Annotated in this window: 21 protein-coding genes and 2 pseudogenes; 7 read left to right on the plus strand and 16 right to left on the minus strand. The window is 59.8% G+C overall.

The features are described 5' to 3' along the window. Positions 1-79: 79 nt before the first annotated feature. The 3 genes from KJF94_RS03180 to KJF94_RS03190 all read right to left on the minus strand — a co-directional run bounded on the left by KJF94_RS03180 (position 80) and on the right by KJF94_RS03190 (position 3,101). On the minus strand, positions 80-1,693 hold the full coding sequence (locus KJF94_RS03180; protein ID WP_214381111.1) for an NAD(P)/FAD-dependent oxidoreductase: 1,614 nt from the start codon (positions 1,691-1,693) through the stop codon (positions 80-82). Between the two features lie 95 nt (positions 1,694-1,788). Then, complete coding sequence (locus KJF94_RS03185) at positions 1,789-2,442, minus strand: COG3650 family protein (protein ID WP_214381113.1); 654 nt, start codon at positions 2,440-2,442, stop codon at positions 1,789-1,791. A 59-nt stretch (positions 2,443-2,501) separates the two neighbouring features. Next, positions 2,502-3,101: a short chain dehydrogenase gene (locus KJF94_RS03190; RefSeq protein WP_214381115.1), complete on the minus strand. Its 600-nt coding sequence runs from the start codon at positions 3,099-3,101 to the stop codon at positions 2,502-2,504. A gap of 105 nt (positions 3,102-3,206) precedes the next feature. Between KJF94_RS03190 and KJF94_RS03195 the strand changes: the two genes are divergently transcribed. Continuing rightward, positions 3,207-4,115 (plus strand): LysR family transcriptional regulator, encoded by a 909-nt coding sequence (locus KJF94_RS03195; protein WP_214381117.1) that lies wholly within the window; start codon positions 3,207-3,209, stop codon positions 4,113-4,115. A gap of 196 nt (positions 4,116-4,311) precedes the next feature. Here KJF94_RS03195 and KJF94_RS03200 read toward each other — a convergent pair whose 3' ends face one another. The 5 genes from KJF94_RS03200 to KJF94_RS03220 all read right to left on the minus strand — a co-directional run bounded on the left by KJF94_RS03200 (position 4,312) and on the right by KJF94_RS03220 (position 9,314). Beyond that, positions 4,312-5,013, minus strand: a complete 702-nt coding sequence (locus KJF94_RS03200; RefSeq protein WP_008034381.1) for an ABC transporter ATP-binding protein — start codon at positions 5,011-5,013, stop codon at positions 4,312-4,314. Continuing rightward, positions 5,014-5,781: a high-affinity branched-chain amino acid ABC transporter ATP-binding protein LivG gene (gene livG, locus KJF94_RS03205; protein ID WP_214381119.1), complete on the minus strand. Its 768-nt coding sequence runs from the start codon at positions 5,779-5,781 to the stop codon at positions 5,014-5,016. After that, complete coding sequence (locus KJF94_RS03210) at positions 5,778-7,034, minus strand: high-affinity branched-chain amino acid ABC transporter permease LivM (protein ID WP_214381121.1); 1,257 nt, start codon at positions 7,032-7,034, stop codon at positions 5,778-5,780. The genes livG and KJF94_RS03210 overlap by 4 nt, the downstream gene beginning before the upstream one ends. Further along, on the minus strand, positions 7,031-7,954 hold the full coding sequence (livH, locus tag KJF94_RS03215) for a high-affinity branched-chain amino acid ABC transporter permease LivH (protein ID WP_214381123.1): 924 nt from the start codon (positions 7,952-7,954) through the stop codon (positions 7,031-7,033). Before livH ends, KJF94_RS03210 begins: the two co-directional genes overlap by 4 nt. A 232-nt stretch (positions 7,955-8,186) precedes the next feature. Further along, positions 8,187-9,314, minus strand: a complete 1,128-nt coding sequence (locus KJF94_RS03220; protein WP_214381125.1) for a branched-chain amino acid ABC transporter substrate-binding protein — start codon at positions 9,312-9,314, stop codon at positions 8,187-8,189. Between the two features lie 339 nt (positions 9,315-9,653). On the opposite strand from KJF94_RS03220, the gene KJF94_RS03225 reads away from it, so the two are divergent. Then, the gene (locus tag KJF94_RS03225; RefSeq protein WP_084321763.1) at positions 9,654-9,959 is read left to right on the plus strand and encodes a DUF2288 domain-containing protein; all 306 of its coding nucleotides are present in this window, start codon (positions 9,654-9,656) and stop codon (positions 9,957-9,959) included. A 318-nt stretch (positions 9,960-10,277) separates the two neighbouring features. Here KJF94_RS03225 and KJF94_RS03230 read toward each other — a convergent pair whose 3' ends face one another. Beyond that, positions 10,278-12,479 carry a hypothetical protein gene (locus tag KJF94_RS03230; RefSeq protein WP_214381127.1) on the minus strand — a complete coding sequence of 734 codons (2,202 nt, stop codon included), beginning with the start codon at positions 12,477-12,479 and terminating at the stop codon, positions 10,278-10,280. A gap of 197 nt (positions 12,480-12,676) precedes the next feature. Between KJF94_RS03230 and KJF94_RS03235 the strand changes: the two are divergent. Further along, positions 12,677-13,572 (plus strand): annotated as a pseudogene (locus tag KJF94_RS03235) (NAD(P)-dependent oxidoreductase). Here KJF94_RS03235 and KJF94_RS30330 read toward each other — a convergent pair. Together KJF94_RS30330 and KJF94_RS03245 are read right to left on the minus strand one after the other, a co-directional pair. Continuing rightward, positions 13,463-13,714, minus strand: a pseudogene (locus KJF94_RS30330) (EAL domain-containing protein); the annotation flags it as partial. The pseudogenes KJF94_RS03235 and KJF94_RS30330 overlap by 110 nt on opposite strands. A 94-nt stretch (positions 13,715-13,808) precedes the next feature. Further along, complete coding sequence (locus KJF94_RS03245; protein WP_214381129.1) at positions 13,809-14,174, minus strand: YkgJ family cysteine cluster protein; 366 nt, start codon at positions 14,172-14,174, stop codon at positions 13,809-13,811. Positions 14,175-14,530: 356 nt separating this feature from the next. Here KJF94_RS03245 and KJF94_RS03250 point away from each other — a divergent pair, with 356 nt between their 5' ends. Continuing rightward, positions 14,531-15,880, plus strand: a complete 1,350-nt coding sequence (locus KJF94_RS03250) for a spinster family MFS transporter (RefSeq protein WP_214381131.1) — start codon at positions 14,531-14,533, stop codon at positions 15,878-15,880. Positions 15,881-16,072: 192 nt separating this feature from the next. Here the strand turns inward: KJF94_RS03250 and rapA are convergent, their stop codons facing one another. Continuing rightward, positions 16,073-18,919 carry an RNA polymerase-associated protein RapA gene (rapA, locus tag KJF94_RS03255; RefSeq protein WP_214381133.1) on the minus strand — a complete coding sequence of 949 codons (2,847 nt, stop codon included), beginning with the start codon at positions 18,917-18,919 and terminating at the stop codon, positions 16,073-16,075. Positions 18,920-19,137: 218 nt separating this feature from the next. On the opposite strand from rapA, the gene KJF94_RS03260 reads away from it, so the two are divergent. Continuing rightward, complete coding sequence (locus KJF94_RS03260; RefSeq protein ID WP_214381135.1) at positions 19,138-19,479, plus strand: aspartate-semialdehyde dehydrogenase; 342 nt, start codon at positions 19,138-19,140, stop codon at positions 19,477-19,479. Here the strand turns inward: KJF94_RS03260 and KJF94_RS03265 are convergent. The 3 genes from KJF94_RS03265 to KJF94_RS03275 form a co-directional block, all read right to left on the minus strand. Then, positions 19,476-20,663 carry an aminotransferase class V-fold PLP-dependent enzyme gene (locus KJF94_RS03265; RefSeq protein ID WP_214381137.1) on the minus strand — a complete coding sequence of 396 codons (1,188 nt, stop codon included), beginning with the start codon at positions 20,661-20,663 and terminating at the stop codon, positions 19,476-19,478. The two genes, KJF94_RS03260 and KJF94_RS03265, sit on opposite strands and share 4 nt — an antisense overlap. Further along, complete coding sequence (locus tag KJF94_RS03270; protein WP_214381139.1) at positions 20,660-21,130, minus strand: RidA family protein; 471 nt, start codon at positions 21,128-21,130, stop codon at positions 20,660-20,662. The genes KJF94_RS03265 and KJF94_RS03270 overlap by 4 nt, the downstream gene beginning before the upstream one ends. 87 nt (positions 21,131-21,217) lie before the next feature. Next, entirely contained in the window at positions 21,218-22,090 is an 873-nt protein-coding gene (locus KJF94_RS03275; protein WP_214381141.1) for a LysR substrate-binding domain-containing protein, read from the minus strand. A gap of 186 nt (positions 22,091-22,276) precedes the next feature. On the opposite strand from KJF94_RS03275, the gene KJF94_RS03280 reads away from it, so the two are divergent. After that, the gene (locus KJF94_RS03280) at positions 22,277-22,438 is read left to right on the plus strand and encodes a hypothetical protein (RefSeq protein WP_214381143.1); all 162 of its coding nucleotides are present in this window, start codon (positions 22,277-22,279) and stop codon (positions 22,436-22,438) included. A 142-nt stretch (positions 22,439-22,580) separates the two neighbouring features. Beyond that, positions 22,581-22,697, plus strand: a complete 117-nt coding sequence (gene ccoM, locus KJF94_RS30335; protein ID WP_007906619.1) for a cytochrome c oxidase subunit CcoM — start codon at positions 22,581-22,583, stop codon at positions 22,695-22,697. A gap of 275 nt (positions 22,698-22,972) precedes the next feature. Here the strand turns inward: ccoM and KJF94_RS03285 are convergent, their stop codons facing one another. After that, complete coding sequence (locus KJF94_RS03285) at positions 22,973-24,448, minus strand: inorganic phosphate transporter (protein ID WP_214381145.1); 1,476 nt, start codon at positions 24,446-24,448, stop codon at positions 22,973-22,975. Positions 24,449-24,774: the final 326 nt, after the last annotated feature.

Consider the following 24,774-nt stretch of genomic DNA (forward strand, 5'->3'; position numbering starts at 1 on the left):
AATGCGGTCCTTCAGTCAGACCGCGTCAACTTCTTCGCGGGCAAGCCATGCTCCTACGGGGGCGGTGTCGTTCCCGGGATCAGGCTTCGAGGCCGAGGATGTCGCGAGCAACGGCTTCGGCGATGCGGATCCCGTCCACACCTGCCGACAGAATCCCGCCCGCATAACCCGCGCCTTCGCCCGCCGGGAACAAGCCCTTCACGTTCAAACTCTGCATCGACTCGTTACGGGTAATCCGCAGCGGCGACGATGTACGCGTCTCGATCCCGGTCAACACAGCGTCATGCAGCGAATAACCACGAATCTGCTTCTCGAACGCCGGCAAGGCTTCGCGAATGGCTTCGATGGCGAACGCCGGCAAGGCCAGCGCCAAATCACCCAGCGCAACCCCGGGCTTGTAGGACGGTTCAACACTGCCCAGCTCGGTGGACGGTTTACCCGCGATGAAATCGCCAACCAACTGAGCTGGCGCTTCATAGTTGCTGCCGCCCAGCACAAAGGCGTGGGATTCCAGGCGTTCCTGCAACTCGATACCGGCCAGCGGACCGCCCGGGTAATCCACTTCCGGGGTGATGCCGACGACGATCCCGGAGTTGGCGTTGCGCTCGTTACGTGAATACTGGCTCATGCCGTTGGTCACGACGCGATTCGGCTCGGACGTCGCCGCGACCACGGTGCCGCCCGGGCACATGCAGAAGCTGTAGACCGAGCGGCCGTTCTTGGCGTGGTGCACCAGCTTGTAGTCGGCAGCCCCGAGTTTCGGGTGGCCGGCGTATTTGCCCAGGCGTGCGCGGTCGATCAGCGACTGCGGGTGCTCGATGCGGAAACCCACCGAGAACGGCTTGGCTTCCATGAACACACCGCGACCGTGGAGCATGCGGAAGGTGTCGCGGGCGCTGTGGCCGAGGGCCAGAATCACGTGTTTCGAATGGATCTGCTCGCCGCCGTTGAGCTCGACGCCGACCAGTTGGCCGTCCTCGATCAACACGTCGGTGACGCGCTGCTGGAAGCGCACTTCGCCGCCCAGGGCGCGAATCTGCTCACGCATGTTTTCCACAACGCCGGTCAGACGGAACGTACCGATGTGCGGTTTGCTGACGTAGAGGATTTCTTCCGGCGCGCCGGCTTTTACGAATTCATGCAGGACTTTGCGACCGATGAATTTCGGGTCCTTGATCTGGCTGTAGAGCTTGCCGTCGGAGAACGTCCCCGCGCCACCTTCACCAAATTGCACGTTGGACTCGGGGTTGAGCACGCTTTTACGCCACAGACCCCAGGTGTCCTTGGTGCGCTGACGCACTTCGGTGCCGCGTTCGAGGATGATCGGCTTGAAGCCCATCTGCGCCAGCAGCAGCCCGGCGAAAATCCCGCACGGACCGAAACCGACCACGACCGGGCGTTGTTCGAGATCGGCCGGCGCCTGGCCGACCACTTTGTAGCTGACATCCGGCGCTACGTTGACGTTACGGTCATCGGTGAACTTGTGCAGCAACGCCGCCTCATCCTTGGCGGTGAGGTCGATGGTGTAGATGAAGCACAGTTCGGAAGACTTTTTGCGCGCATCGTAGCTGCGCTTGAACAAGGTGAAATCGAGCAGGTCATCACTGGCGATGCCCAGGCGCTGCAGGATGGCAGGGCGCAGGTCTTCTTCGGGATGGTCGATCGGCAGCTTGAGTTCGGTGATTCGTAACATGACAGGATCCGGTTCGCGGGGCGCACAACTGCGCCAAGGCGTTTGAAGCCCGCGATTATAAGCCTCAAAGAACAATTCCCGTGAGGCTTAAACGATCAGTCGTCGCGCGATCCGCCGAAATACCCGCAGCCACGTTGAACCTGGCCATCGATGCGCAATTCGGCGCTCATGTGCTGGACGCTGTCGGTGCTGCTGTCGACGCAACGTTGCGGCGCGACCCACAGTTCGATGTGCTGGTTGTTGGCTTCGGTGCTGAGGTTGAAGCGGCCGTCGCCCAGTTGCTCTTCAACGTAAGGTACGGCCAGGGGCGGTTGACCCGCACGGTCGATGACCATGCCTTTGCCGCTGACCTTGACGTTCCACTCCGGGCCGTGGCCGGCGGCGCGCAGGATCAGCAGTTTGAAATTCGGATCGCCGCAGGCGGTGCCCGAGCGCTCGACGCGGTATAGCTGTTCCAGATCGAGGCGGCTGTCGACGATCCGCCCGCGCACGTCGGCGAACAGTTTGCCCTGGGCATCGGCGAGGGTCGCGAACTCTTGCAGAACGCTGGTGCCACCGGTGTCCTTGACCACGTAACTGCGTTGCTCATTGCATGGCTGGAACAACAGCTTGCCGTCGGCCGCCGTCAGCTGGCCCTGCATTCGGGTCTGGCCCACGTGGGAAGCACTTTCACGCGGGCCATCCAGCAACTGGCAAGCGGCGAACAACGGAAGCAGGGCAACAAGGACTAAGGAACGGGCAACACGCATCTTTGGCTCTCCAGACAAGTGCCGCCACGTTACTCAGCCTGACCGTTCATCACAAGGGCTCAACCCACATGAAAGGTCTGGCCTGTCTGCAGGCCTTCCACGCTTTTGGCGTAGGCCAGTGCCACATCGGCTGCCGGAACCGGTTTGTAGCCGCGGAAGTACGGCGCGTATTTGCCCATGGCTTCGAGCAATACGTTAGGGCTCACCGAGTTCACTCGCAGGCCGCGCGGCAGTTCGATCGCCGCGGCACGCACGAAGCTGTCGAGGGCGCCGTTGACCAGTGCTGCCGAGGCACCGCTGCGGATCGGATCGTGACTGAGTACGCCGGTGGTGAAGGTGAACGAGGCGCCGTCGTTGGCGAATTCGCGGCCGATCAGCAGCAGGTTGACCTGGCCCATCAGCTTGTCTTTCAGACCCAGGGCGAAACTGTCTTCGGTCATTTCGCCCAGCGGGGCGAAGGTTACGTTGCCCGCAGCGCAGACCAGCGCGTCGAACTTGCCGGTCTGTTCGAACAGTTTGCGAATCGAGGCGCTGTCGCTGATATCCACATGGAAATCGCCGCTGTTGCGACCGATGCGGATGATCTCGTGACGCTCGGACAATTCCTTGTCGATCGCTGAACCGATGGTGCCGCCTGCGCCTATCAAAAGAACTTTCATGCTGTTGAACCTCGTGTGTGTTGAAAGTGGCTTCAGTCTAGAGTGGTTTTTTCTGCGGATAAGCGCGCTAATAGGCAACCTTTGGTTTTCAAATGGAAACAATCCATGAGCGAGATGGATGATCTGGCGGCGTTCGCCGTGTTGATCGAAGCAGGCAGTTTCACCCTGGCGGCGCAGCAGTTGGGTTGCAGCAAAGGGCAGTTGTCCAAGCGTATCAGCCTGCTCGAGACGCGGTTTTCCGTGGTGCTGCTGCAACGCACCACGCGCCGCTTGAGCCTGACGGCGGCGGGGGCGGCGCTCTTGCCGCAAGCTCAGGCGCTGGTGGTACAAGTGGAAAGGGCGCGTCAGGCATTGGCGCGGTTGAAGGATGACATGGCCGGGCCGGTGCGTATGACGGTTCCGGTATCCCTGGGAGAAACCTTCTTCGATGGCTTGTTGTTGGAGTTTTCCCACAAGTATCCCGAAGTGCAGATTGAGCTCGACCTCAGCAACAACTATCGTGATTTGTCCCGCGACGGTTTCGATCTGGCGGTTCGCTCCGACGTCAGCAATGACGAGCGTCTGGTGGCCCGGCCACTATTGGCCTGGCACGAGATGACCTGTGCCAGCCCGGACTACCTTGAGCAATACGGCGAACCGTTGACACCGCAGGCCCTCGCGGAACACCGCTGTTTACTCAACAGCCACTACAGCGGTCGCGAAGAATGGCTTTATCACCAGCAACACGAGTTGTTGCGGATTCGGGTGTCGGGACCCTTCGCCAGCAACCATTACAGCCTGCTGAAGAAAGCGGCGCTGGCCGGTGCCGGTATTGCGCGTTTGCCGTCCTACTTGCTGCAAATGGAATTGGCTGACGGGCGTTTGCGCTGGCTCCTGCGCGACTATCAGACGCGTCGCATGCCGATGTACCTGGTGCATCCGTATCAGGGCGGGCTGCCGAAACGCACGCAGGTGCTGGCGGATTATTTGATTGGTTGGTTCAAGCGCAGTGGGGAGGCGCTGGACCGGCTGTAACGATAATGTCTGCCTCACACAGACCCTGTGGGAGCGGGCTTGCCCGCGATAGCGGTTTTACATTCGAACTGAGATGTTGACTGGACTAGCGCTTTCGCGGGCAAGCCCGCTCCCACAAGGATCTTCATTGTTGGTGAGATTGTGGCAGGCATAAAAAAACGGCCCGCAAAGGCCGTTTCTTATTTACCGCAAACGCTCAACCACCGAGGTACGCTTCGCGCACTTTCGGGTCGGTCAGCAGCGCTTCGCCGGTGCCTTGCATCACCACCCGGCCGTTCTCCAGAACGTACGCGCGGTCAGCGATTTTCAGTGCCTGGTTGGCGTTCTGTTCCACCAGGAACACCGTCACGCCATCCTTGCGCAGCTGCTCGATGATGTCGAAGATCTGCTGGATGATGATCGGTGCCAGGCCCAACGATGGCTCGTCGAGCAGCAGCAGCTTGGGCTTGCTCATCAGCGCACGGCCGATGGCGAGCATTTGCTGTTCGCCGCCGGACATGGTGCCGCCGCGCTGATTGAAGCGCTCTTTCAGGCGTGGGAAAAGTCCGAGGACCTTGTCCATCTGCTCCTGGTAATCGCCCTTTTCAGTGAAGAAACCACCCATGGAGAGGTTTTCTTCCACGGTCAGGCGAGCAAACACCCGACGACCTTCCGGCACGACGGCGATGCTCTTGCGCATGATCTGCGACGAGCTCTGGCCGACGAGCTCTTCGCCCATGTAGCGGATGCTGCCGCTGTGGGCTTGCGGCGAACCGCAGAGGGTCATCAGCAGGGTCGACTTGCCGGCGCCGTTGGCACCGATCAGGGTCACGATCTCGCCCTGACGGACTTCGACGTTGACACTGTGCAGGGCCTGGATCTTGCCGTAGAAGGTGGAAACGTTTTCGAATTGCAGCATTTACGCTTCCCCCAGGTAGGCTTTGATCACTTCAGGATTGTCGCGGATCTGTTCCGGCGTGCCGTCGGCCAGAGGCGTGCCCTGGTTGATCACGACGATGTGGTCGGAAATGCTCATGACCAGCTTCATGTCGTGTTCGATCAGCAGCACGGTGACGTTGTGCTCTTCGCGCAACATGCTGATCAGCGCCTTGAGGTCCTCGGTTTCCTTCGGGTTCAGGCCGGCGGCCGGTTCGTCGAGCATGAGGATCCGCGGGCGGGTCATCATGCAGCGGGCGATTTCCAGACGACGTTGCTGACCGTAGGCCAGGGTGCCGGCCGGACGGTTGGCGAACGCCTTGAGGTTGACCTTGTCCAGCCAGTACTCGGCGAACTCCATGGCCTCGCGTTCGCTTTTGCGGAAGCCCGGGGTCTTGAACAGGCCTGCCAGGAAGTTGGTGTTCAGGTGACGGTGCTGGGCGATCAAGAGGTTCTCGACCGCGGTCATGTCCTTGAACAACCGCACGTTCTGGAAGGTGCGCACCACGCCTTTGAGTGCGATCTTGTGGCCGGGCAGGCCTTCGATAGCCTCGCCGTCCAGCAGGATGCTGCCACCGCTCGGTTTGTAGAAACCGGTCAGGCAGTTGAACACGGTGGTCTTGCCGGCGCCGTTGGGGCCGATCAGTGCCACGACCTGTTTCTCTTTCACGCTCAGGGCTACGCCGTTGACCGCCAGCAAGCCGCCGAAGCGCATGCTCAGATTGTCTACTTTAAGGATCTCGCGGCTCATTTGCGCAGCTCCATGTGGGGGCGTTGCATAGGCAGCAGACCTTGAGGACGCCAGATCATCATCAGCACCATCAATGCGCCGAACATCAACATGCGGTATTCACTGAACTCACGCATCATTTCCGGCAACAGGATCATCACCGTGGCGGCGAGTACGACACCCAGTTGCGAGCCCATGCCACCCAGCACCACGATGGCGAGGATGGTCGCCGACTCGATGAAGGTGAAGGATTCCGGCGTCACCAGGCCCTGACGCGCGGCGAAGAAGCTGCCGGCGAAACCGGCGAAGCACGCACCGAGGGTGAACGCTGAAAGCTTGATTGCCGTCGGATTCAGACCCAACGCACGGCAGGCGATTTCGTCTTCACGCAACGCTTCCCAGGCGCGGCCCAGGGGCATGCGCAGCAAGCGGTTGATGACGAACAGTGCGAACAACGACAACAACACCGCGATCAGGTAAAGGAAAATCACCTTGTTCACTGGGTTGTAGGCCAGACCGAAATACTCGTGGAAGGTCTGCAGACCCTCTGCGGCGGTTTTATCGAAGGTCAACCCGAAAAGCGTTGGCTTGGGAATGTTGCTGATGCCGTTCGGGCCACCGGTGAGGTCGGTCAGGTTACGCAGGAACAAACGGATGATTTCACCGAAGCCCAGGGTCACGATCGCCAGGTAGTCACCGCGCAGGCGCAGTACCGGGAAGCCGAGCAGGAAGCCGAAAGTGGCCGCCATCAGGCCGGCGATAGGCAGGCAGATCCAGAAGCTCAAGCCGTAGTAGTGCGACAACAGCGCGTAGCTGTAGGCGCCGACGGCGTAGAAACCGACGTAACCGAGGTCGAGCAGGCCGGCCAGACCGACCACGATGTTCAGGCCGAGGCCGAGCATCACGTAGATCAGCACCAGGGTGGCGATATCCACCGCGCCGCGAGAGCCGAAGAACGGCCAGACCAGCGCGCCGATGATCAACGCGATGATGATCCAGCGCTGGGTGGTCGGCAGGGTCAGGAACGTACTGGCCTTGGCCGGCATCACCGGCATGTTGGGCGAGGATTTCCAGGCCGCGCTGATTTGCTGGTCGAACAGTACCCGCAAGAACATCAGCACCGAGCACACGGCGATGGTGATCAGCGTTGCAGTGCTGGTGCCATGGACTTCGAGGTTGATGCCGACAATGGTCAATTTCAGACCGAGTACCGGGTAGGCAACGGCCCACACCAGCAAGGCGCTGAACAACGCCTGTTTAAGATTCCTAGTCATACTTTCTCAACCTCCGGACGGCCCAACAGGCCGGTTGGCCGGAACAACAACACCAGAACCAATAGGCCGAACGCCACGACGTCCTTGTACTGGTCGCCGAAGATATCGGCACCAAAGGCTTCCGCCACCCCCAGCACGATCCCGCCGAGCATGGCGCCGGGGATGCTGCCGATACCGCCCAGTACCGCTGCGGTGAAGGCCTTGAGGCCGACCAGGAAACCGGCGTTCGGGTTGATCACGCCGTATTGCATGCTCAGCAGCACGGCTGCGATGGCCGCCAGTGCGGCACCGACGACGAAGGTCAGGGCGATGATGTTGTTGGTGTTGATACCCAGCAGGTTGGCCATCTTGATGTCTTCGGCACAGGCGCGGCAGGCGCGACCCAGGCGAGAGCGGGAGATGAACAGCGTCAGGCCGAGCATGGCGACCAGCGTCACCACGAACACCACGATTTGCATGTAGGAAATCAGCACTTCTTGTGCGCCACCTGGCCCGATGGCGAAGTTGCCGGGGATCAGGTTGGGGATGGATTTGTCCTTGGAGTCTTGCGCCAGCAGAACCGTGTTCTGCAGGAAGATCGACATGCCGATGGCGGAAATCAGCGGGATCAGACGGTTGCTGCCGCGCAAGGGGCGGTAGGCGATCCGTTCGATACTGTAACCGTAGGCACTGGTCACGACGATGGTCGCGAGGAAAGCGGCGGTCATCAACAGCGGAACACTGTCGAGTCCCATCATGGACAGGCCCGCAATGGCGATGAACGCCACATAGGAGCCGATCATGTACACCTCGCCGTGGGCGAAGTTGATCATTCCAATGATGCCGTAAACCATCGTATAGCCGATGGCGATCAGGGCATACGTGCTGCCAATGGTCAGACCATTAACCAGCTGTTGGAAGAAGTGATAGATGTCAGGCATTACAGCGCTCCTAAAAACCTGATACGCATTTCACTGGTGGAGTCATTTTCCCGCTCGAGCCCCGTGGATCTGCATCCACTTCGAACGCGAGGTTTGCCAGCGAACCGCTGATGACGGTTTTGAGATTTTCAGGTGGGAAGACTGGCGGATCACACCAGCGCGGCCCAATACGTTCGTAAAACAAAGCCCACGGCACGCCGTGGGCTTTATTGGCAGTCAGTCAGGCAGGGCCTTACTGAGGCGAAGCTTCAGTTTTAGGTTTGCCGAAGTGCCACTCGTAAACCACAAATTTGAAGTCTTTCAGGTCGCCCTTGGCGTCGAAGCTCAGGTCGCCGGTAGGCGTCTTGAAGGTGCCTGCGTGGATGGCAGCAGCCACTTTGGCAGTGTCTTCGGACTTGGCAGCCTTGATGCCGTCAGCGATCACTTCCACAGCCGAGTAGGCCGGGAACACGAACGGACCGCTCGGGTCTTCTTTCTTCGCTTTGAATGCGTCAGCCAGAGCAACGTTGGCTGGATCCTGGTCGAAGGATTTCGGCAGGGTTACCAGCAGACCTTCGGAAGCGTCTTTGGCGATCTGCGAAATCGAGTCGTTACCCACGCCTTCCGGACCCATGAACTTGGCTTTCAGGCCTTTTTCCTGGGATTGACGCAGGATCAGACCCAGCTCCGGGTGGTAGCCGCCGTAGTAGACGAAGTCGACGTTGGCTTGCTTGAGCTTGGAGATCATCGAAGAGAAGTCCTTGTCGCCGGCATTGATGCCTTCGAACACGGCAACCTTGACGCCTTTGCCTTCCAGGGTTTTCTTCACGGCGGTGGCGATGCCTTCACCGTATTGCTGTTTGTCGTGCAGAACAGCAACGATTTTCGGTTTTACGTGATCGGCAATGTAGTTACCGGCGGCAGGGCCCTGGGCGCTGTCCAGACCGATGGTGCGGAACACCATTTTGTAACCACGGTTGGTGATGTCCGGGCTGGTGGCAGCCGGGGTGATCATGATCACGCCTTCGTCTTCGTAGATGTCCGAAGCCGGTTGAGTGGAGCTGGAGCACAGGTGACCGACCACGAACTTGACGCCGTCGTTGACGACCTTGTTCGCGACCGCCACAGCTTGTTTTGGATCACAGGCGTCATCGTATTCAACGGCTTCGAGTTTCTTGCCGTCTACGCCGCCCTTGGCGTTGATCTGTTCGATGGCCATTTTGGCGCCACTGAACTGCATGTCGCCGTATTGGGCTACAGGACCGGTTTTAGGGCCGGCGATGCCGATCTTGATGGTGTCAGCTGCGAACGAATGGCTGGCAACCCCGGCCAGAACCATAGCGGCAAACAGTTTGGAAATCTGCTTAGTAGCCTTAGTCATAGTGCTCCACTCTTACTGTTGTAGTTTTTATAGTCCTGGCGCCGTAGCAGCAGAACCGGGTCAGATATCTTCGATATCCTCCGGAAAATGCCCCCGGCAACTGTACCGGTACAGTGTAGAGCGCCGATTGTTAGCCTGGGAAGCTGGCGCCAGGGGGCAAAATCAGGGGGTGTCGCTTTTTTGAAAGAAAAAGACAGAATTGCGGCGGGGGCTTCAGCTGAAATATCAGCAATCCTTGGCTTTCCTGCAGTTTTCAATCGGTGACTCATTTGCATCCGGGTTTTTCTGCCAGACCACCAACGTTATCATCCACGTCGATTTCTTTTCCGGACAGGACCCATGACTCAAGAACCTAGCACCCTCTATGCCAAGCTGCTTGGTGAAACCGCATCTATTACCTGGAAGGAGCTGGAGCCGTTCTTCGCCAAGGGTGCCCTATTGTGGGTCGATCCCGGTCTGGATTTGATCGCGGCGGCCGAGGCCGTGGCGACGGACGAAGGCGAGAAAGTGGCTGCCTGGCTGGCCGCCGACGAGGTCGCCAAGCTGTCTGAAACGCGGGCGCTGGATCTTTTTGAACGCGATCCGGAGTTGTGGGCAGTGGTCGTTTCGCCGTGGATTCTGATCCAGGAAAGGGCGACGAAGTGACTATCTGCACCTAATTGGTGCGCTGGTTCCTCGAGCAAAAGTGTGTAGCCGAGTAGCGTGATGGCATGTTGCCGTAGAGAAAGGCCACAGAAGGGTCTTGACGAGGGTGACGTAAACGTAACGGGAACAGTTTATTGAGCAGCCGATGGGCTGCTTAATTGTTTCTGGATGTTGTAAATCTTGAGTCATGCGGCGTCAGACAGGGCCTCATCGCGGGCAAGCCCGCTCCCACAGGTTCAGTGACGTTCATGAATTTTGTGCACGACACGGACACTGTGGGAGCGGGCTTGCCCGCGATGGGATCGACGCGGTTTTCAATCAGACCGAGAACGTCTTGCCCGTGTGGTTATTCAGCGAAATAACCTTGGTCTTGCCAATCCGGTGACGGTAGATCTCGCGCAGGTACTTGATCGCCTTCTTCACGCAATCGCGCGACAGGCGAATGTCATTGATCGAGACGAACTTGTCCTTGTCATTGATCAGCTCGCGGTACTTCTTCTCGTACATCGGTTTAATCGCGTACCAGTTGGTATCGAGGATCTTCGCCGGGTTTTCGAACTCGTTGAGCAAGTCGTCGATCAGGTCTTCGTCGAAGTCTTCATTGATGATGAAGTCCAGGATCGAGTTATCCAGCGTGTCGTCGAAGCGGTACGGGTTCTTCGCGAAGCAGCGCTTGATGAACGCGACGATCAGCGTCAGGAAATCGTCCGACAGGCACGGGCTCTTGGCGATCAACGTGGTCAGCGACAGGTTGGCCGACGCGCCGATCACCAGCGCATAGCGCTTGAGCGTGGTGTTCGGGAACAGGCTGTTGAGGTGGGTCTTCAACCGGTTCAGGTCCATGTAGGACAGCTTGTAGTCTTTCGGCAAGGACACGATCGAGACCACCGACGAGCAGTTCTTGAAGAAGTGCAGGTCGTGCAACGCGGCCGCGTCATATCCGGAATTCTTGTACTGCTCCAGCGACGCCCGATAGCGCTTGGATTCGATCGGCAACAGGCTGATGCCTTCGATGGCCTGGGTGACTTTGTTGAAGTGCGGCAGGTCGATGGAGCGGAAGAACAGGTCGTCGATGTTCAGGCGCTGCGGTTCTTTTTCGAACACCTTGAACTTGTCGCTGCTCGGCGGCGGCGTTTCCGGCACCACGGATTCGGCGTAGGCAATCGCCACGGGGCCGGCCAGGCTCATGAACAAGTCGTTGGCGTCGAGGCGAATGGTTTCGCCGATGTCGATGCCGGCGCGACGGAAATAGTTCTGGTCGTAGTCAGTCGTGACCGCCTGCGCCGTCAGAATGTTGAAGATCTGCTGCGAGATGTACTGGTTGGCGTGCTTTTCCATCGCGTTGACGTCGATGTTCTGGATGTTGCCGTCATCGCTTTCTTCGGCATAACGCATGATGTCGTTGGAGATCAGCATCATGGCGTTCCATGGGCGGATACGGCCCATGACGCTGGCTTCGCTGCTGTCTTCATTGGCGAAGTTGTAGGAGAAGTCCCACTCTTCCGACAGGTATTTGCACAGCAGGCGACCGGCGTTGATGTGCAGCGCCTCGGACATTTCACTGCGGTGATCGGAAATGTTCGGCAGTACGCAAATGCCGCTGGTGAAGATCGGCTCGAAGACGAAGGAATGACCGCTCTTGCCGTCATGCTCGTCCATCGGTTTGGTGTCGAACGTCTTGTTCATGTACGAGTGCTGCTGGGCCAGGCCGAACTCCGACGCCATGCCCGAACCGGTACCGCCGCCGGCACTGAAGATCGAGAAATACAGGCGCGACTGGTTGGCCTTGATGCCGCAGCTGTCGATCAGGTACGAGTGAATCATCTTCCAGTCAGGGCTGGAGAAACGCTGGGTGTCCTTGTTCAGGATGATCTTGGCCAGGTACTGGCCGAGGATCGGCGCGTTACCGGCGCCACCGGCGTGGACTTCCGACAAGTCCATGATTTTCATTTTGCTGTAGTCGCGCAGGAAGCCGCTTTTTTCGCCCTTGCGCGAGAAACGGATGCGACCGGCGATGTCTTTGTCCAGGTCGCCGAGCATGACCAGCGGCTCGACCAAAAACACCGGTTTAGTGGCTTTGTTCGGCCCCAGGCGCAGGTTGTTGCGGATCCACTGGGCCGGGCTGTAACCCTTTTCGGCGTAGCGTTTGTCCGGCGACAGGCGGTCTTCGTTGTTGAATTCGTTGAGGTAGAACTTGCGCGCGTTGTACACCAGCTCCGCGACGTCCAGCGCAATGTTCGAGCCGCAGCGACCAAGGCCGATCAGGCACACCGACGGGAATTCCTGATCGCTGTGCTGTTCGTTATCGCCTTCCAGGTGCGGCGGGCGCGGGAACACCAGATCGCGCAGGCCGTCGAGGTTATCGAGGATGCGGTCCGTGTTGGTTTCGGTGAAATACAGGTATTGCTGAGTCGCCAGCGGGCGCGACGGCGTCAATGGCTTCGACGTTGCGGGGCTGTTCGCCGCGGGGCTCAGCGTCAGATCGGATATCGCAGTGGCCGGATTGTTTTTGGAAGTCATTGTGCGCCATGTACCTGGGCTGGTCGGTCGGGCGACTGCTGTCGTCGAACCGTCACGGATGGGTTCTCGCGTCTTTTTTCAGCGCGTCATTGGCCCAAGCGTCAGGGGGTTGGCCTGAGCATCACTCGGGGGAATCCTTTCCTTAGTCATGATGAATCGGCCAATATTTGGCGATCTTTAATCGAAAAGAAGGCCAAATGATGTCAACCCTACCTTCGTTGGGTTTTGCCGGGATCGGCCTGATGGGTTTGCCGATGTGCCAACGCCTGCTGGCAGCGGGTTATCCGCTGACGGTGTGGAACCGTAACCCGGCCAAGTGCGCGCCGCTGGTCGAGGCGGGCGCGCGACACGTCGCCACGCCTGCCGAGCTGTGCCAGCACGCCGATGTGCTGATGTTGTGTCTGGCGGATACGGCTGTGGTGCGCGAGGTGGTGTTTGGTCCGGGCGGGATTGTCGAGGGTGGGAAAAGCGGCCAGCTGCTGGTGGATTTTTCCAGCCTGGAACCCACCGCGACGCGGGAAATGTCGGCGCAGCTGGCCAGCCAGACCGGCATGAGCTGGCTGGACGCTCCGGTGTCCGGCGGTGTTGTCGGCGCCGAGGCCGGTAGCCTGGCCATCATGGTGGGCGGCGAAGTGGCGGACCTTGAGCGTGTCAGGTCTGTTCTGCTCAGCCTCGGTCAGCGCGTCACCCATATGGGCGCGGTCGGGGCGGGGCAGGTGACCAAGGTGTGTAATCAGATGATTGTCGCCTGCAATGCCCTGGTCATCGCCGAAGTGGTGGCGCTGGCCGAGCGTTCCGGTGTGCAGGCCAGCCTGATCGCCGAAGCCCTGGCGGGCGGTTTTGCCGATTCCAAACCGTTGCAGATCCTCGCCCCGCAAATGGCCGAAAGCCGCTTCGAGCCCGTGAAGTGGCACGTGCGCACGCTGCTCAAGGACCTCGACACTGCGGTGAAATTTTCCCGTGAACAGGTTCGGCCACGCCCGTCAGCGGATTGGCCGCACAACTGATGCGCCTGCATGGGAGTCAGGGCTATTTGCAAAAGGACCCGTCAACGTTAGTGCAGTTGTACCGCGAGCCAGACTCAAAGGGTTGAAGGCGCGCGCGTGTTTGCGCTGGAGCAGGTAGCCCTGCACGAAATCGCAGCCGTTACCCTCGAGAAACGCGAATTGCTCGGGGGTTTCGACGCCTTCGGTGATCACCTGTAAATGCAGGGTGTGGGCAATGACGATGATCGCGCTCTGGAGTATAGAGGCCGTGCATCAAAGGAGTAGTGGCACATTGGAGTCAAAAAAACTTCGGAATTACACTGATAGCGATTGGTGCTAAGCCCTAGGCGCTTTGCTCAAAGGTCATTTCGTACTCGGGTAGCAGGGCTGGCAGCCCGAACGCTGCCCGTGCCGCATCGCAATCCACGTTCGCCTCGCCATTGGCCCAGGAGGCGTCGAACTCCCGGCAGGTGCTGGAGCGCTGATCGTAGATCGAGCATTGCACGGTGCTGCCTACTTCACCGACCAGCCCGATGCAGCGGGTGGGTTTGCAGTCTGTGCCGAGCATGGCCACGCGACTGGGGCTGATGGGCGCGACAAGCTCGTCGGGCACTGTCCCACCGGCCGAGGTGCATTCACCCCAGAAAAAAGACACGCGAAAATGGGAACAGCAGGCACCGCAATTCAGACACGGACTGGCTTCGGACATGGGCGATAATCAAAAGAGGGTGGGGGGACGGTGGGGCAGACAAGGCCGCTATTCTAGGCTTCGCGTTGGACTTGGGAAGGGGGCGCAAAAGTATTTTTTTATGCGACCAAAGGCGTTGGAAACACCGACCTTACCCACACCACAAATCCCTTGTGGGAGCGAGCCTGCTCGCGATTGCGGTCTGACATTCAACGAATCCGTTGGCTGATGTAAAACTATCGCTAGCAGGCTAGCTCCCACAGTTGCCATGGGCTGATATCAGCCTTACGAATAATTACAGACAGCTACGGCGAGCCTGACTAGATTGCAGGTTCCGGGGACAGTGAGGCCCCAATAACAATAAAAGAGACGGACCCATGCAGAACTCGACCCAAGCGGCGAATGCCTGGCGCATTCTGTTCCTGCTGTTCCTGGCCAACCTGTTCAACTTCTTCGACCGCACCATTCCGGCCATCATCATCGAGCCAATCCGTATGGAATGGCACCTCAGCGATTTTCAACTGGGAATCATCGGGACTGCATTCACCATCGTCTACGCGATTGCCGGCCTGCCTTTGGGCCGGATGGCCGATACCGGCTCGCGCGCCAAACTGATGGGCTGGGGCCTGGCGGCGTGGAGCGCGCTGACTGCCGTTAACGGGCTGGTGGGCAGTTTCTGGAGTTTCCTGATCGTGCGCATGGGCATCGGTATTGGTGAGGCCAGTTATGCACCGGCCGCCAACTCGCTGATCGGCGACCTGTTCCCGGCCCACCGTCGCGCGCGGGCGATGGGCATTTTCATGCTCGGCCTGCCATTGGGCCTGTTACTGGCGTTTTTCACCATCGGCTGGATGGTCAAGGCCTTCGACAGCTGGCGTGCACCGTTTTTCATCGCGGCAGTGCCGGGGCTGGTCCTGGCGATCTTCATGTTCTTCATCAAGGAACCGAAACGCGGCGCGGCCGAAAGTGTGCAGGTCTCGCAGGAACGTGTGGACCGGCCGATCCGCCGAGTGCTGGCGGTGCCGACATTCCTGTGGCTGGTCATGGCGGGGCTGTGTTTTAACTTCGCCACCTATGCCTGCAACTCTTTTCTGGTGCCGATGCTGCAGCGTTATTTCCTGATGCCCTTGCATGAGGCCGCTGTGGCAACGGGCGTCATCGTCGGTGTGACTGGCCTGTTCGGCCTGACCTTGGGCGGTTGGGTCGCGGACAAGATTCACCAGCGCGTGGCCAATGGGCGGCTGCTGTTTGCGGCATTCAGCCTGATCATCTCGACGGTGTGCACCGCTTGGGCGTTGCATGCGGGACGGATCGAAATCGGGGTGTTCGTGGCGGTGTTCAGCGTCGGCTGGTTGTTTGCCTACAACTTCTACACCTGCGTCTACACGGCGATTCAGGACGTGGTCGAACCGCGCCTGCGGGCGACGGCCATGGCGTTGTTCTTTGCCGGGTTGTATTTGCTCGGCGGTGGATTGGGGCCGGTGGTGGTGGGCGGTCTGTCCGATCACTTTGCGCACACGGCCATGCTGGCGGCCGGTGCCGAGCAGATGACCGAAGCGTTCAAGGCTGTCGGGCTGCATGACGCGATGTACCTTATTCCGGTGGCGCTGTTCTTTACGATGGTGTTTCTGTTTCTGGCATCGCGGTGTTTTGTGCGGGATGCGAAGCGGATGAAGGATGGTTTGGTGGCGGTGGTTGAGCCTGAGATTCCTGCTGTCACCGCATAACAGGAGCGAACACAAAAACCTGTGGCGAGGGAGCTTGCTCCCGTTGGGGCGCGAAGCGGCCCTGAAATCTCAAAGCGACGACTGCTTCGCAGCCGAGCGGGAGCAAGCTCCTCGCCACAAATGGTCAGTGTCGAACCATAAAAAAGGCCCGCATCGCTGCGGGCCTTTTTGTTTTTCCGGGGGAAGTGGGGGTTAACCCGCCACCAACACCCGAATCGCTTCCAGTCGCAACGCAGCCTTGTCGAGCATGGCCAGACCTTGCTCACGCTGTTTACGCAAGGCAACCAGTTCGCTGTCACGTACGGTCGGGTTGACCGCTTGCAACGCAGTCAGGCGTGCCAGTTCTTCGTCGGTGTCGGCCGCCAGGCGACGCTGCGCCTCAGCCACACGCTCGGCGTGACGCGGGAAGATCTTCTCTTCACCCGCGTTGATCCGTGGCGTCAGCTGATCGCGCTGGGCCTGGATGAACTTGTTGGCGCTGGCACGCGGCACGCTTTCCAGTTGATCGTTCAGGGTTTCGAACGACACCCGGGCCGACAGGTCGTTGCCATTGGCATCGAGCAGGCAGCGCAGCGCGGCCGGGGGCAGGTAACGGCCCAGTTGCAGCGAGCGCGGCGCAACCACTTCGCTGACGTAGAGCAGTTCCAGCAACACGGTGCCAGGTTTCAGCGCCTTGTTCTTGATCAGTGCCACGGCGGTGTTGCCCATCGAGCCGGACAGCACCAGGTCCATGCCGCCCTGCACCATCGGGTGTTCCCAGGTGATGAACTGCATGTCTTCGCGAGACAGCGCCTGGTTGCGGTCGTAGGTGATGGTCACGCCTTCGTCGTCGCCCAGCGGGAAGCTGGCGTCGAGCATTTTTTCACTTGGCTTGAGGATCAGCGCGTTTTCCGAATGGTCTTCGCTGTCGATGCCGAAGGCGTCGAACAGGGTTTCCATGTAGATCGGCAGGGCGAATTGATCGTCTTGCTCAAGAATGTCCTCGACCAGCGCATCACCTTCACCAGCGCCGCCGGAGTTGAGCTCCAGCAAACGGTCACGGCCGGTGTGCAGCTCGGCTTCCAGACGCTCGCGCTCGGCGCGGGCTTCGTCGATCAGCGCTTGCCACTCGCCATCGTCGGCATTTTCCAGCAGCGGCAGCAGGCGCGGGCCGAACCGGTGCTGCAAGGCGTTGCCGGTCGGGCAGGTGTTGAGGAACGCATTCAGGGCTTCGTGATACCACTGGAACAACCGCTCTTGCGGGCTGGTTTCCAGGTACGGCACGTGCAGTTCGATGATGTGCTTCTGGCCGATCCGGTCCAGACGACCGATCCGCTGCTCCAGCAGGTCCGGGTGCGACGGCAGATCGAACAGCACCAGATGGTGCGAGAATTGGAAGTTGCGACCTTCACTGCCGATTTCCGAGCAGATCAGCACTTGCGCGCCGAACTCTTCATCGGCGAAGTAGGCAGCGGCGCGGTCACGCTCGAGGATGTTCATGCCCTCGTGGAACACCGTGGCCGGGATGCCGGAGCGTACGCGCAGGGCGTCTTCCAGGTCCATGGCGGTTTCGGCGTGGGCGCAGATCACCAGTACTTTGGTGCGCTTGAGCATCTTCAGCGTATCGATGAGCCATTCGACGCGCGGGTCGAATTTCCACCAGCGCTCTTCTTCGTTGGCGTCCGGCTGGGCCTGGAAGCTGACTTCCGGGTACAGCTCGGCGTGATCGCCCAGCGGCAGTTCGAGGTATTCGTCGGGGCATGGCAGCGGATACGGGTGCAGTTTGCGTTCCGGGAAACCCTGCACCGCGGCGCGGGTATTACGGAACAGCACGCGGCCGGTGCCGTGGCGGTCGAGCAGCTCGCGGACCAGACGGGCGCTGGCTTCGGTATCGCCATCGTTGACGGCGGTCAGCAGCGCTTCGCCTTCGTTGCCGAGGAAACCGTGAATGGTCTTGTGCGCTTCAGGCGACAGGCGCCCCTTGTCCAGCAGCTCCTGAACGGCTTCGGCCACCGGGCGATAGTTTTCGCTCTCGGCGCGGAAAGCGTGCAGGTCATGGAAACGGTTCGGGTCGAGCAGGCGCAGGCGTGCGAAGTGGCTGTCCTGACCCAGTTGTTCCGGGGTCGCGGTCAGCAGCAATACGCCGGGAATGACTTCGGCGAGTTGTTCGACCAGCGAGTATTCCGGGCTGGCCTTGTCTTCGTGCCACACCAGGTGGTGGGCTTCGTCGACGACCATCAAGTCCCAACCGGCGGCGAACAGCGCGTCCTGAGCCTTCTCGTCTTCTACCAGCCATTCCAGCGCAACCAGCGCGAGCTGGGTGTCTTCGAACGGGTTGGCGGCATCGCTTTCGATGAAGCGTTCTTCGTCGAACAGCGCGACTTGCAGGTTGAAGCGGCGGCGCATCTCCACCAGCCACTGGTGCTGCAGGTTTTCCGGCACCAGGATCAGCACGCGGTTGGCGCGGCCCGACAGCAGTTGGCGGTGGATTACCAGGCCGGCTTCGATGGTCTTGCCCAGGCCCACTTCGTCCGCCAGCAGAACCCGGGGCGCAATGCGGTCGGCCACTTCACGGGCGATGTGCAGCTGGTGCGCGATCGGTTGCGCACGCACGCCACCCAGGCCCCAGAGGGAGGATTGCAACTGGCGGCTGGTGTGTTCAAGCGTGTGGTAGCGCAGGGAGAACCAGGCCAGCGGGTCGATCTGCCCGGCGAACAGACGGTCGCTGGCCAGACGGAACTGAATGAAGTTCGACAGCTGGGTTTCCGGCAGGGTGACCACTTCGTTCTGCGCGTTGAGGCCGTGGTAGACCAGCAGGCCGTCGACGTCGTCGACTTCCTGGACAGTCAGTTTCCAGCCTTCGAAGTGAGTGATCGAGTCACCCGGCGAAAACCGCACGCGGGTGAGGGGCGCATTCCGTAGCGCGTACTGGCGAGTGTCGCCAGTGGCCGGATAGAGCACGGTCAACAAGCGGCCGTCCTGTGCCAGAACGGTGCCCAAACCCAGCTCGGCTTCGCTGTCACTGATCCAGCGTTGCCCCGGTTGATACTGCTGCGCCATGCTGCCTGACTCCCACCTTGAAAAAGCGGGCTATCTTAACGGAATGAGGGCTTCAGGGCCAAAGGACTCTCATAAATACTGACGGTATTACGATAGTTCAACGCTGCAAGGGGTGCGGGTCGGGGCACCTATTCGTGCCAAACGGGTCACAGTTTGCGACCGATGGCTCAAGTCGCCATCCCCGCAGCCGACAGCCTGCTGACAGGAGACAAATAATTATGCTGCCACCGATGCTCCCCTTGAGTGCCGTGCCGATCACTTCCCAGCACGACCCGATCCGCCAGCGCCCGGATATTCCGCCCGTTGTGCCGGTGCAGGAAAGCTCCAACGAAAGCACCATCGATCTGCAACAGCGCGATCCGGAGGAGGCGGCTTTTCAGTTGCGCGAGGAACAGCGCCGCAAGCAGGAACAGCAAAGGCGTCGTCGTGAAGCCGATGAAGATCCTGACGGACACCTGGCGATTCCCGGTACCGAGCTCAACGCCGACAACACTGTGCCGGTAGCGCCACTGATTGAAGACGAGCCGCGTCAGGGGTTGTGGGTCGATATTCAGATTTAGCCCCGTTGTACGGACAACTCGCTCAGCGCGTTCAGCAATACGTCCATTTCTTCTTCGGTGTTGAAGTAGCTGACGGCGATCCGCGCGATGCTTTCCAGCCCTCTTGCCTGCATGTCCAGTGGCGTATAGGCCACACCATTGGCGCCGATGTTGATCCCTCGCTGTGCCAGATGCTGCTTCAAATCGACACTGTCCCAACCCTTGAGCGTGAAGGCGATCAGGCCTGATTGCTGATCGGTGGGCCCCAGGTTGTGCAGCGTCAGCCCGCTGAGGGTGCCGAGGCGTTCGCGCAGGTGCCGACACAACCCATAGATCCGCTGACGAATGCGGGTCGCGCCCAACCGGTTGAACTCCTCCAGTGCATTGGCCAATCCCGCCAACAAGGCCACCGACACTTCGCTGGTCTCAAAGCGTCGCGCATCGTCTCGCACGGAAAAGCCTTCGCCTTCCCAGGGGGCGGATAGCACGTCCAGATGGCCGGGTATAAGTCGTTCGAGGAACCCCGGTTTGACATACATCAGCGCCGTACCTCGCGGGCCACGAAGGAATTTGCGTCCGGCGCCCTTCAGCACATCGCAGTTCAGCGCCTGCACATCGCAAGGCAGTTGCCCGAGTGCCTGGCCGGCGTCGATGAAGTAGGCAATCCCGTGCTGTCGCGCCACGGCGCCAATGGCCTCGGCCGGATTGATCAGGCCGCTGTTGGCCGGGAGCCAGGTCAGCGCGATCAGCTTCACTTTCGCGTCGATCATCTGCTTGAGGGCAGGGACGGATACCGCGCCTGTCTCATCGCAGGGAATCACCTCAAGCCGCGCGCCCGCGCTGACGGCTCGGGACATGCAGGCCAGATTGCCACCCCATTCATGACGACCGACCAGAATCCGGTCGCCGGTCTGCCACGGCCCTAACGCGTTGAACGCCATGCCCCAGGCCGCCGAGCCGCTGCTGGCAAACGCGATGCTTTCAGCATTGGCGTTGAGCAATGTCGCGGCCGCGTGGCGGGCGCGGGTCTGGATGCTCTGGTCGGCGGCCTCCATCGGGCCGCCGGTGGCTTCGCGTTGCAACTGCTCGATCATCGCGTCGAGCGTGGCCTCGCTGGGCAAGGAAGCGCCGGCATGGTTGAAGTGAATCACGCTGTAGCAACCCGGTGTGGCCGCGCGCAAACGCTCCACCTCGGCGAGATTCACGGCCGCAACTCGAAAATCGCGTCGATTTCCACCGCCACGCCGCCGGGCAAGCTCGATACACCCACGGCCGTGCGGACATGCCGGCCTTTTTCGCCCAAGGCGTTGACCAAAAGGTTGGACGCGCCATTGGCAACTGCACCTTGACGCTGGAAGTCAGGAGCGCTGGCGATAAACACGCCCAGGCGGATGATGCGCACCAGTCTCGACAGGTCATCGTTCAGCGCATCGCTGAGTTGCGCCAGCAGGCCCAGGGCAGCGAGTTCGGCGGCGTTGGCGCCTTCTTCATCGGAGATCGTTTCGCCAAGGCGACCGATGAAAGCCGGTTTGCCGTCCTGCAACGGGATCTGGCCGGAAATGAACAGCTGGTTCTGACTGGCTACATGGTTGACGTAGTTGGCGATGGGCTGGCTCGGCGTCGGCAGGCTCAGGCCCAGTTGCTGGACACGGTGGGCGAGTGAATCGGTCATGGTGAATCCTCCTGAATGAAGGCTCAGCATGTTGGCGTCCGGGGGGCACGACAAACGGATAGATTTAATTCGACGTATTCAAATAACTCATACGTTAGCCATTTCATTCAGCCATTCACCGAAACATTCGGCTGCGTAGCTGGAAGGCCGATCGGGAGTGACCAGCCAATAGCCGATTTCACTAGTGAACGGCGGGGTGTCGAAGGCTACTACTAGCGCACCTTCCTTCAGTCGGCGTTCGATCAAATGACCACGACCCATGGCAATGCCCTGACCGGCCACGGCGGCTTCGACAACGATGTTGTAGTCGTGGAGCATCACGCTGGGGTAGTGGGTGAGGTCGATGCCGTTGCGAGCGCTCCAGTCGAGCCATTCGAAGGGTTGATGGGATTTGGCCATAAGCAACGGGCCGACGCCGGTGTCCTGTGTTTTGAAGGCCGGACTGCAAACCGGTGTCAGAGTTTCTGACATGAAACGGTGGGCCCGGACTTTGGGCCAGCCGCCCTTGCCATAACGAATCGCCAGGTCGACTTCGCCACCGCCAACGTCGGACAGTTCTACCGAAGGCAGGAGCTCGACATGGATGCAGGGATGGCGCGCGTTAAAGTCGGCCAGACGCGGCACCAGCCACAACGTGGCGAAAGAGGCGAGGAGGCCGACGCGCAGGGTGGTTTCATGATGATCGTTACCGCGCAATTCGCGGGTAGCCAGGGCAATGGATTCCAGGGCCGGTTGAATCTGCCGGTAGTACGCTTCGCCGGTTGGCGTCAGATCGATGGCCCGAGTGCGGCGGATAAACAGCCGCTGGTTCAGGAACTGTTCCAGTTTCTGCACTTGGTGGCTGACTGCACTTTGGGTCACCGATAATTCATCGGCGGCCTTGATGAAGCTCAAATGGCGGGCCACGGCCTCGAAGGCGCGCAGGGACATCAAGGGTGGCAGATCCTGGTGCAATTCCACGGCGCGGGTCCTTTGGGTCCATCGCAAAAACGCGATTGTGCGGCGAAAAAACCGCTTCGGTACATATTTTGTTAAGCCGCCGTTACGCGGGTGACTGGTCAGCGCCGGCGCCAGACCGCATTATTGGCGCAATCCTGCCGAGCGATGCGGCAGTGTAATTTCCCTTCACGCGATGCACTGAACGCCATGAGCCAAGACGACAAGCTGATCGACCTTACCGCCGAACGCGCCAAGCGAGTTCACGACCTCAACGACAAACGCCTGAATGAAGTGCGCCAGGCATTCGAGCAAGCGATGCCTTTGGGTAAAGCGAAGAAGAAGCCGAAGAACAAACCGAAAAAGCGTTAAACCCCCGGCATCCGTTGATGCAGATCAGTTTTCCCCCTCCTTTGCGCCCTGTCTTGGGCGATATTGATCCCGGTCAATTTTCTCTCCTGCCTGATTGGTTAACTTAGCCCCATCGCAACAGGGCAAGTGCAGGAGGCCAGTCATGTTTTTCGACAACGTGGTGATCGCCGGAGTGCTGACAGTCGGCCTCATGGTTCTGTTTTTTGCAGGGTTTGGATTTTTTATCTGGAAGGATTCGCACAAGCGGAAAAAACCGTAGGTCTTTCTTGATGCAATGAGCACGCAAGGCATTTTGGGCAACTTCGGTTGCCCTTTTTTTTGCCCGTAACAATCTATCGGCTTATCACCTCTCCTGTAGGAGCCGAGCTTGCTCGCGATGAGGCCATAACAGCCGCCATCCATTTTCACTGTTAGACCGCTATCGCGAGCAAGCTCGGCCCCTACAGGTTCTGTGGTGGATTACGATTTTCCGGCAGACATGAAAAAGGCGCGACTCTTGCGAGGCGCGCCTTTTTTTTTCGTTGCAGCAAAGTATCAGCTGCCCAGTGCCTTCGACGCCAGCCAGAACAGGCCGGCCGACAGCGCCACGGTCGCTGGGAGGGTCAGGACCCAGGCCAGCAGGATGGTTCTGACGGTGCCGCCCTGCAGGCCGCTTTTGTTGGCGACCATGGTGCCGGCCACGCCCGATGACAGGACGTGGGTGGTCGAAACCGGCAGGCTGAAGATGTTCGCCATACCAATCAGGCTGGCGGTAGTGATCTGCGCCGACATGCCTTGGGAGTAAGTCATGCCTTGCTTGCCGATCTTCTCGCCGATGGTCAGTACCACGCGCTTCCAGCCCACCATGGTGCCCAGGCCCAGGGCCAGTGCGACCGCCAGAATCACCCAGAACGGGGCGTATTCGGTGGTGGTGGTCAGGTCTTTGCGCAGCTTGTCCAGGTCAGCCTTTTCACGGGCAGCGAGGCCGGGCAGCTTGCCGACTTTCTTCGCCGTGTCATCCAGGCAGAGCAGGTAGCGACGGACTTCGATACGGCTTTCCGCCGACAGCGAGTGGTAGTCGGCGACACCTTTGAGGGTGTCGAGCAGGGCGGTGATGGTCGGTTCGGTCTGTTGCGGGTTGCAACGGAATTTCTCCGGCAGATCACCTTCCACGCTTTTGCCCAGGGCCAGGTATTCACCCAGCGTATCTGCATTGCGCTTGTAGAACTGGTTCAGGTGCAGGGTCGCATCGCGAGTGCGTTCGATTTGGTAGGTGGTGCTGCCCAGGTCGAGTACGAACTGCGCCGGAACGATACCGATCAGCACCAGCATGATCAGGCCGATACCTTTCTGGCCATCGTTGGAACCGTGCACAAAGCTCACGGCCATGGCGGAAATCACCAGCACCAGGCGGTTCCAGAACGGCGGATGCTTCTTGTCGTCGATCTTGCGGCGCTGTTCCGGTGTCTTGTGCATCTTCGACAGTGGACGCCACCATTTAAGGCCGATCAGGATCAGCGCTGCGATCAGGAACCCGGCCATCGGCGAAAACACCAGCGAAGCCGCGATATCGATCGCCTTCTGCCAGTTGACGCCATCGGCCAATGGAATGTCGTTGATCAGCGCGTTGGCCAGGCCAACCCCGAGGATCGAACCGATCAGCGTGTGGGAGCTGGAGGCCGGGATACCGAAGTACCAGGTGCCCAGGTTCCAGGTGATGGCGGCGGCAAGCAACGAGAACACCATGGCCAGTCCGTGACCGGTGTTCACATTGATCAGCAGTTCTACCGGCAGCAGGTGGACGATGGCATACGCCACGCCAACACCGCCCAGCAGCACGCCGAGGAAGTTGAATACACCGGAAAAGAACACGGCCAGATGCGGCGGCATGGCTTTGGTGTAGATAACAGTGGCCACCGCGTTTGCAGTGTCATGAAAGCCGTTGATGAACTCGAAGGCGAGGACAAAGGCGAGGGCGAGCAAGAGGCTCACAAGCACCCAAGCATCCAGTCCGCTGAATAAATCGATCATGAAGGTTTTCTGACCCGGTCGTAAGGGGGCGCGATTATGCCAGAAAAGACTGTAAATCGATGCACTAGCTGCTCATCGGTAACATTCTTCAACGAATTAGTGGGTGGACACGCTCCGGGTCCCGGGTGTTTTTCGGGTTTTGCAAGTCGTTGAATTGCTTTGAAAAGCCCGCAGGCACAAGGGTTTCTCTCGAAACGGCGAGAGGCGCAAAGGCTTGTATGAAATATCTGAGAAGAGGGCAGGACATGAGCCAATTACCTCATCAGATAGATAAGGTGGCCGCTGCCCGCTCGTAGCGGGCGCGAATGGCAACATCAATGCATCCC

This window comes from Pseudomonas hormoni (assembly GCF_018502625.1).
GTDB classification, from domain to species: Bacteria; Pseudomonadota; Gammaproteobacteria; order Pseudomonadales; family Pseudomonadaceae; genus Aquipseudomonas; species Aquipseudomonas hormoni.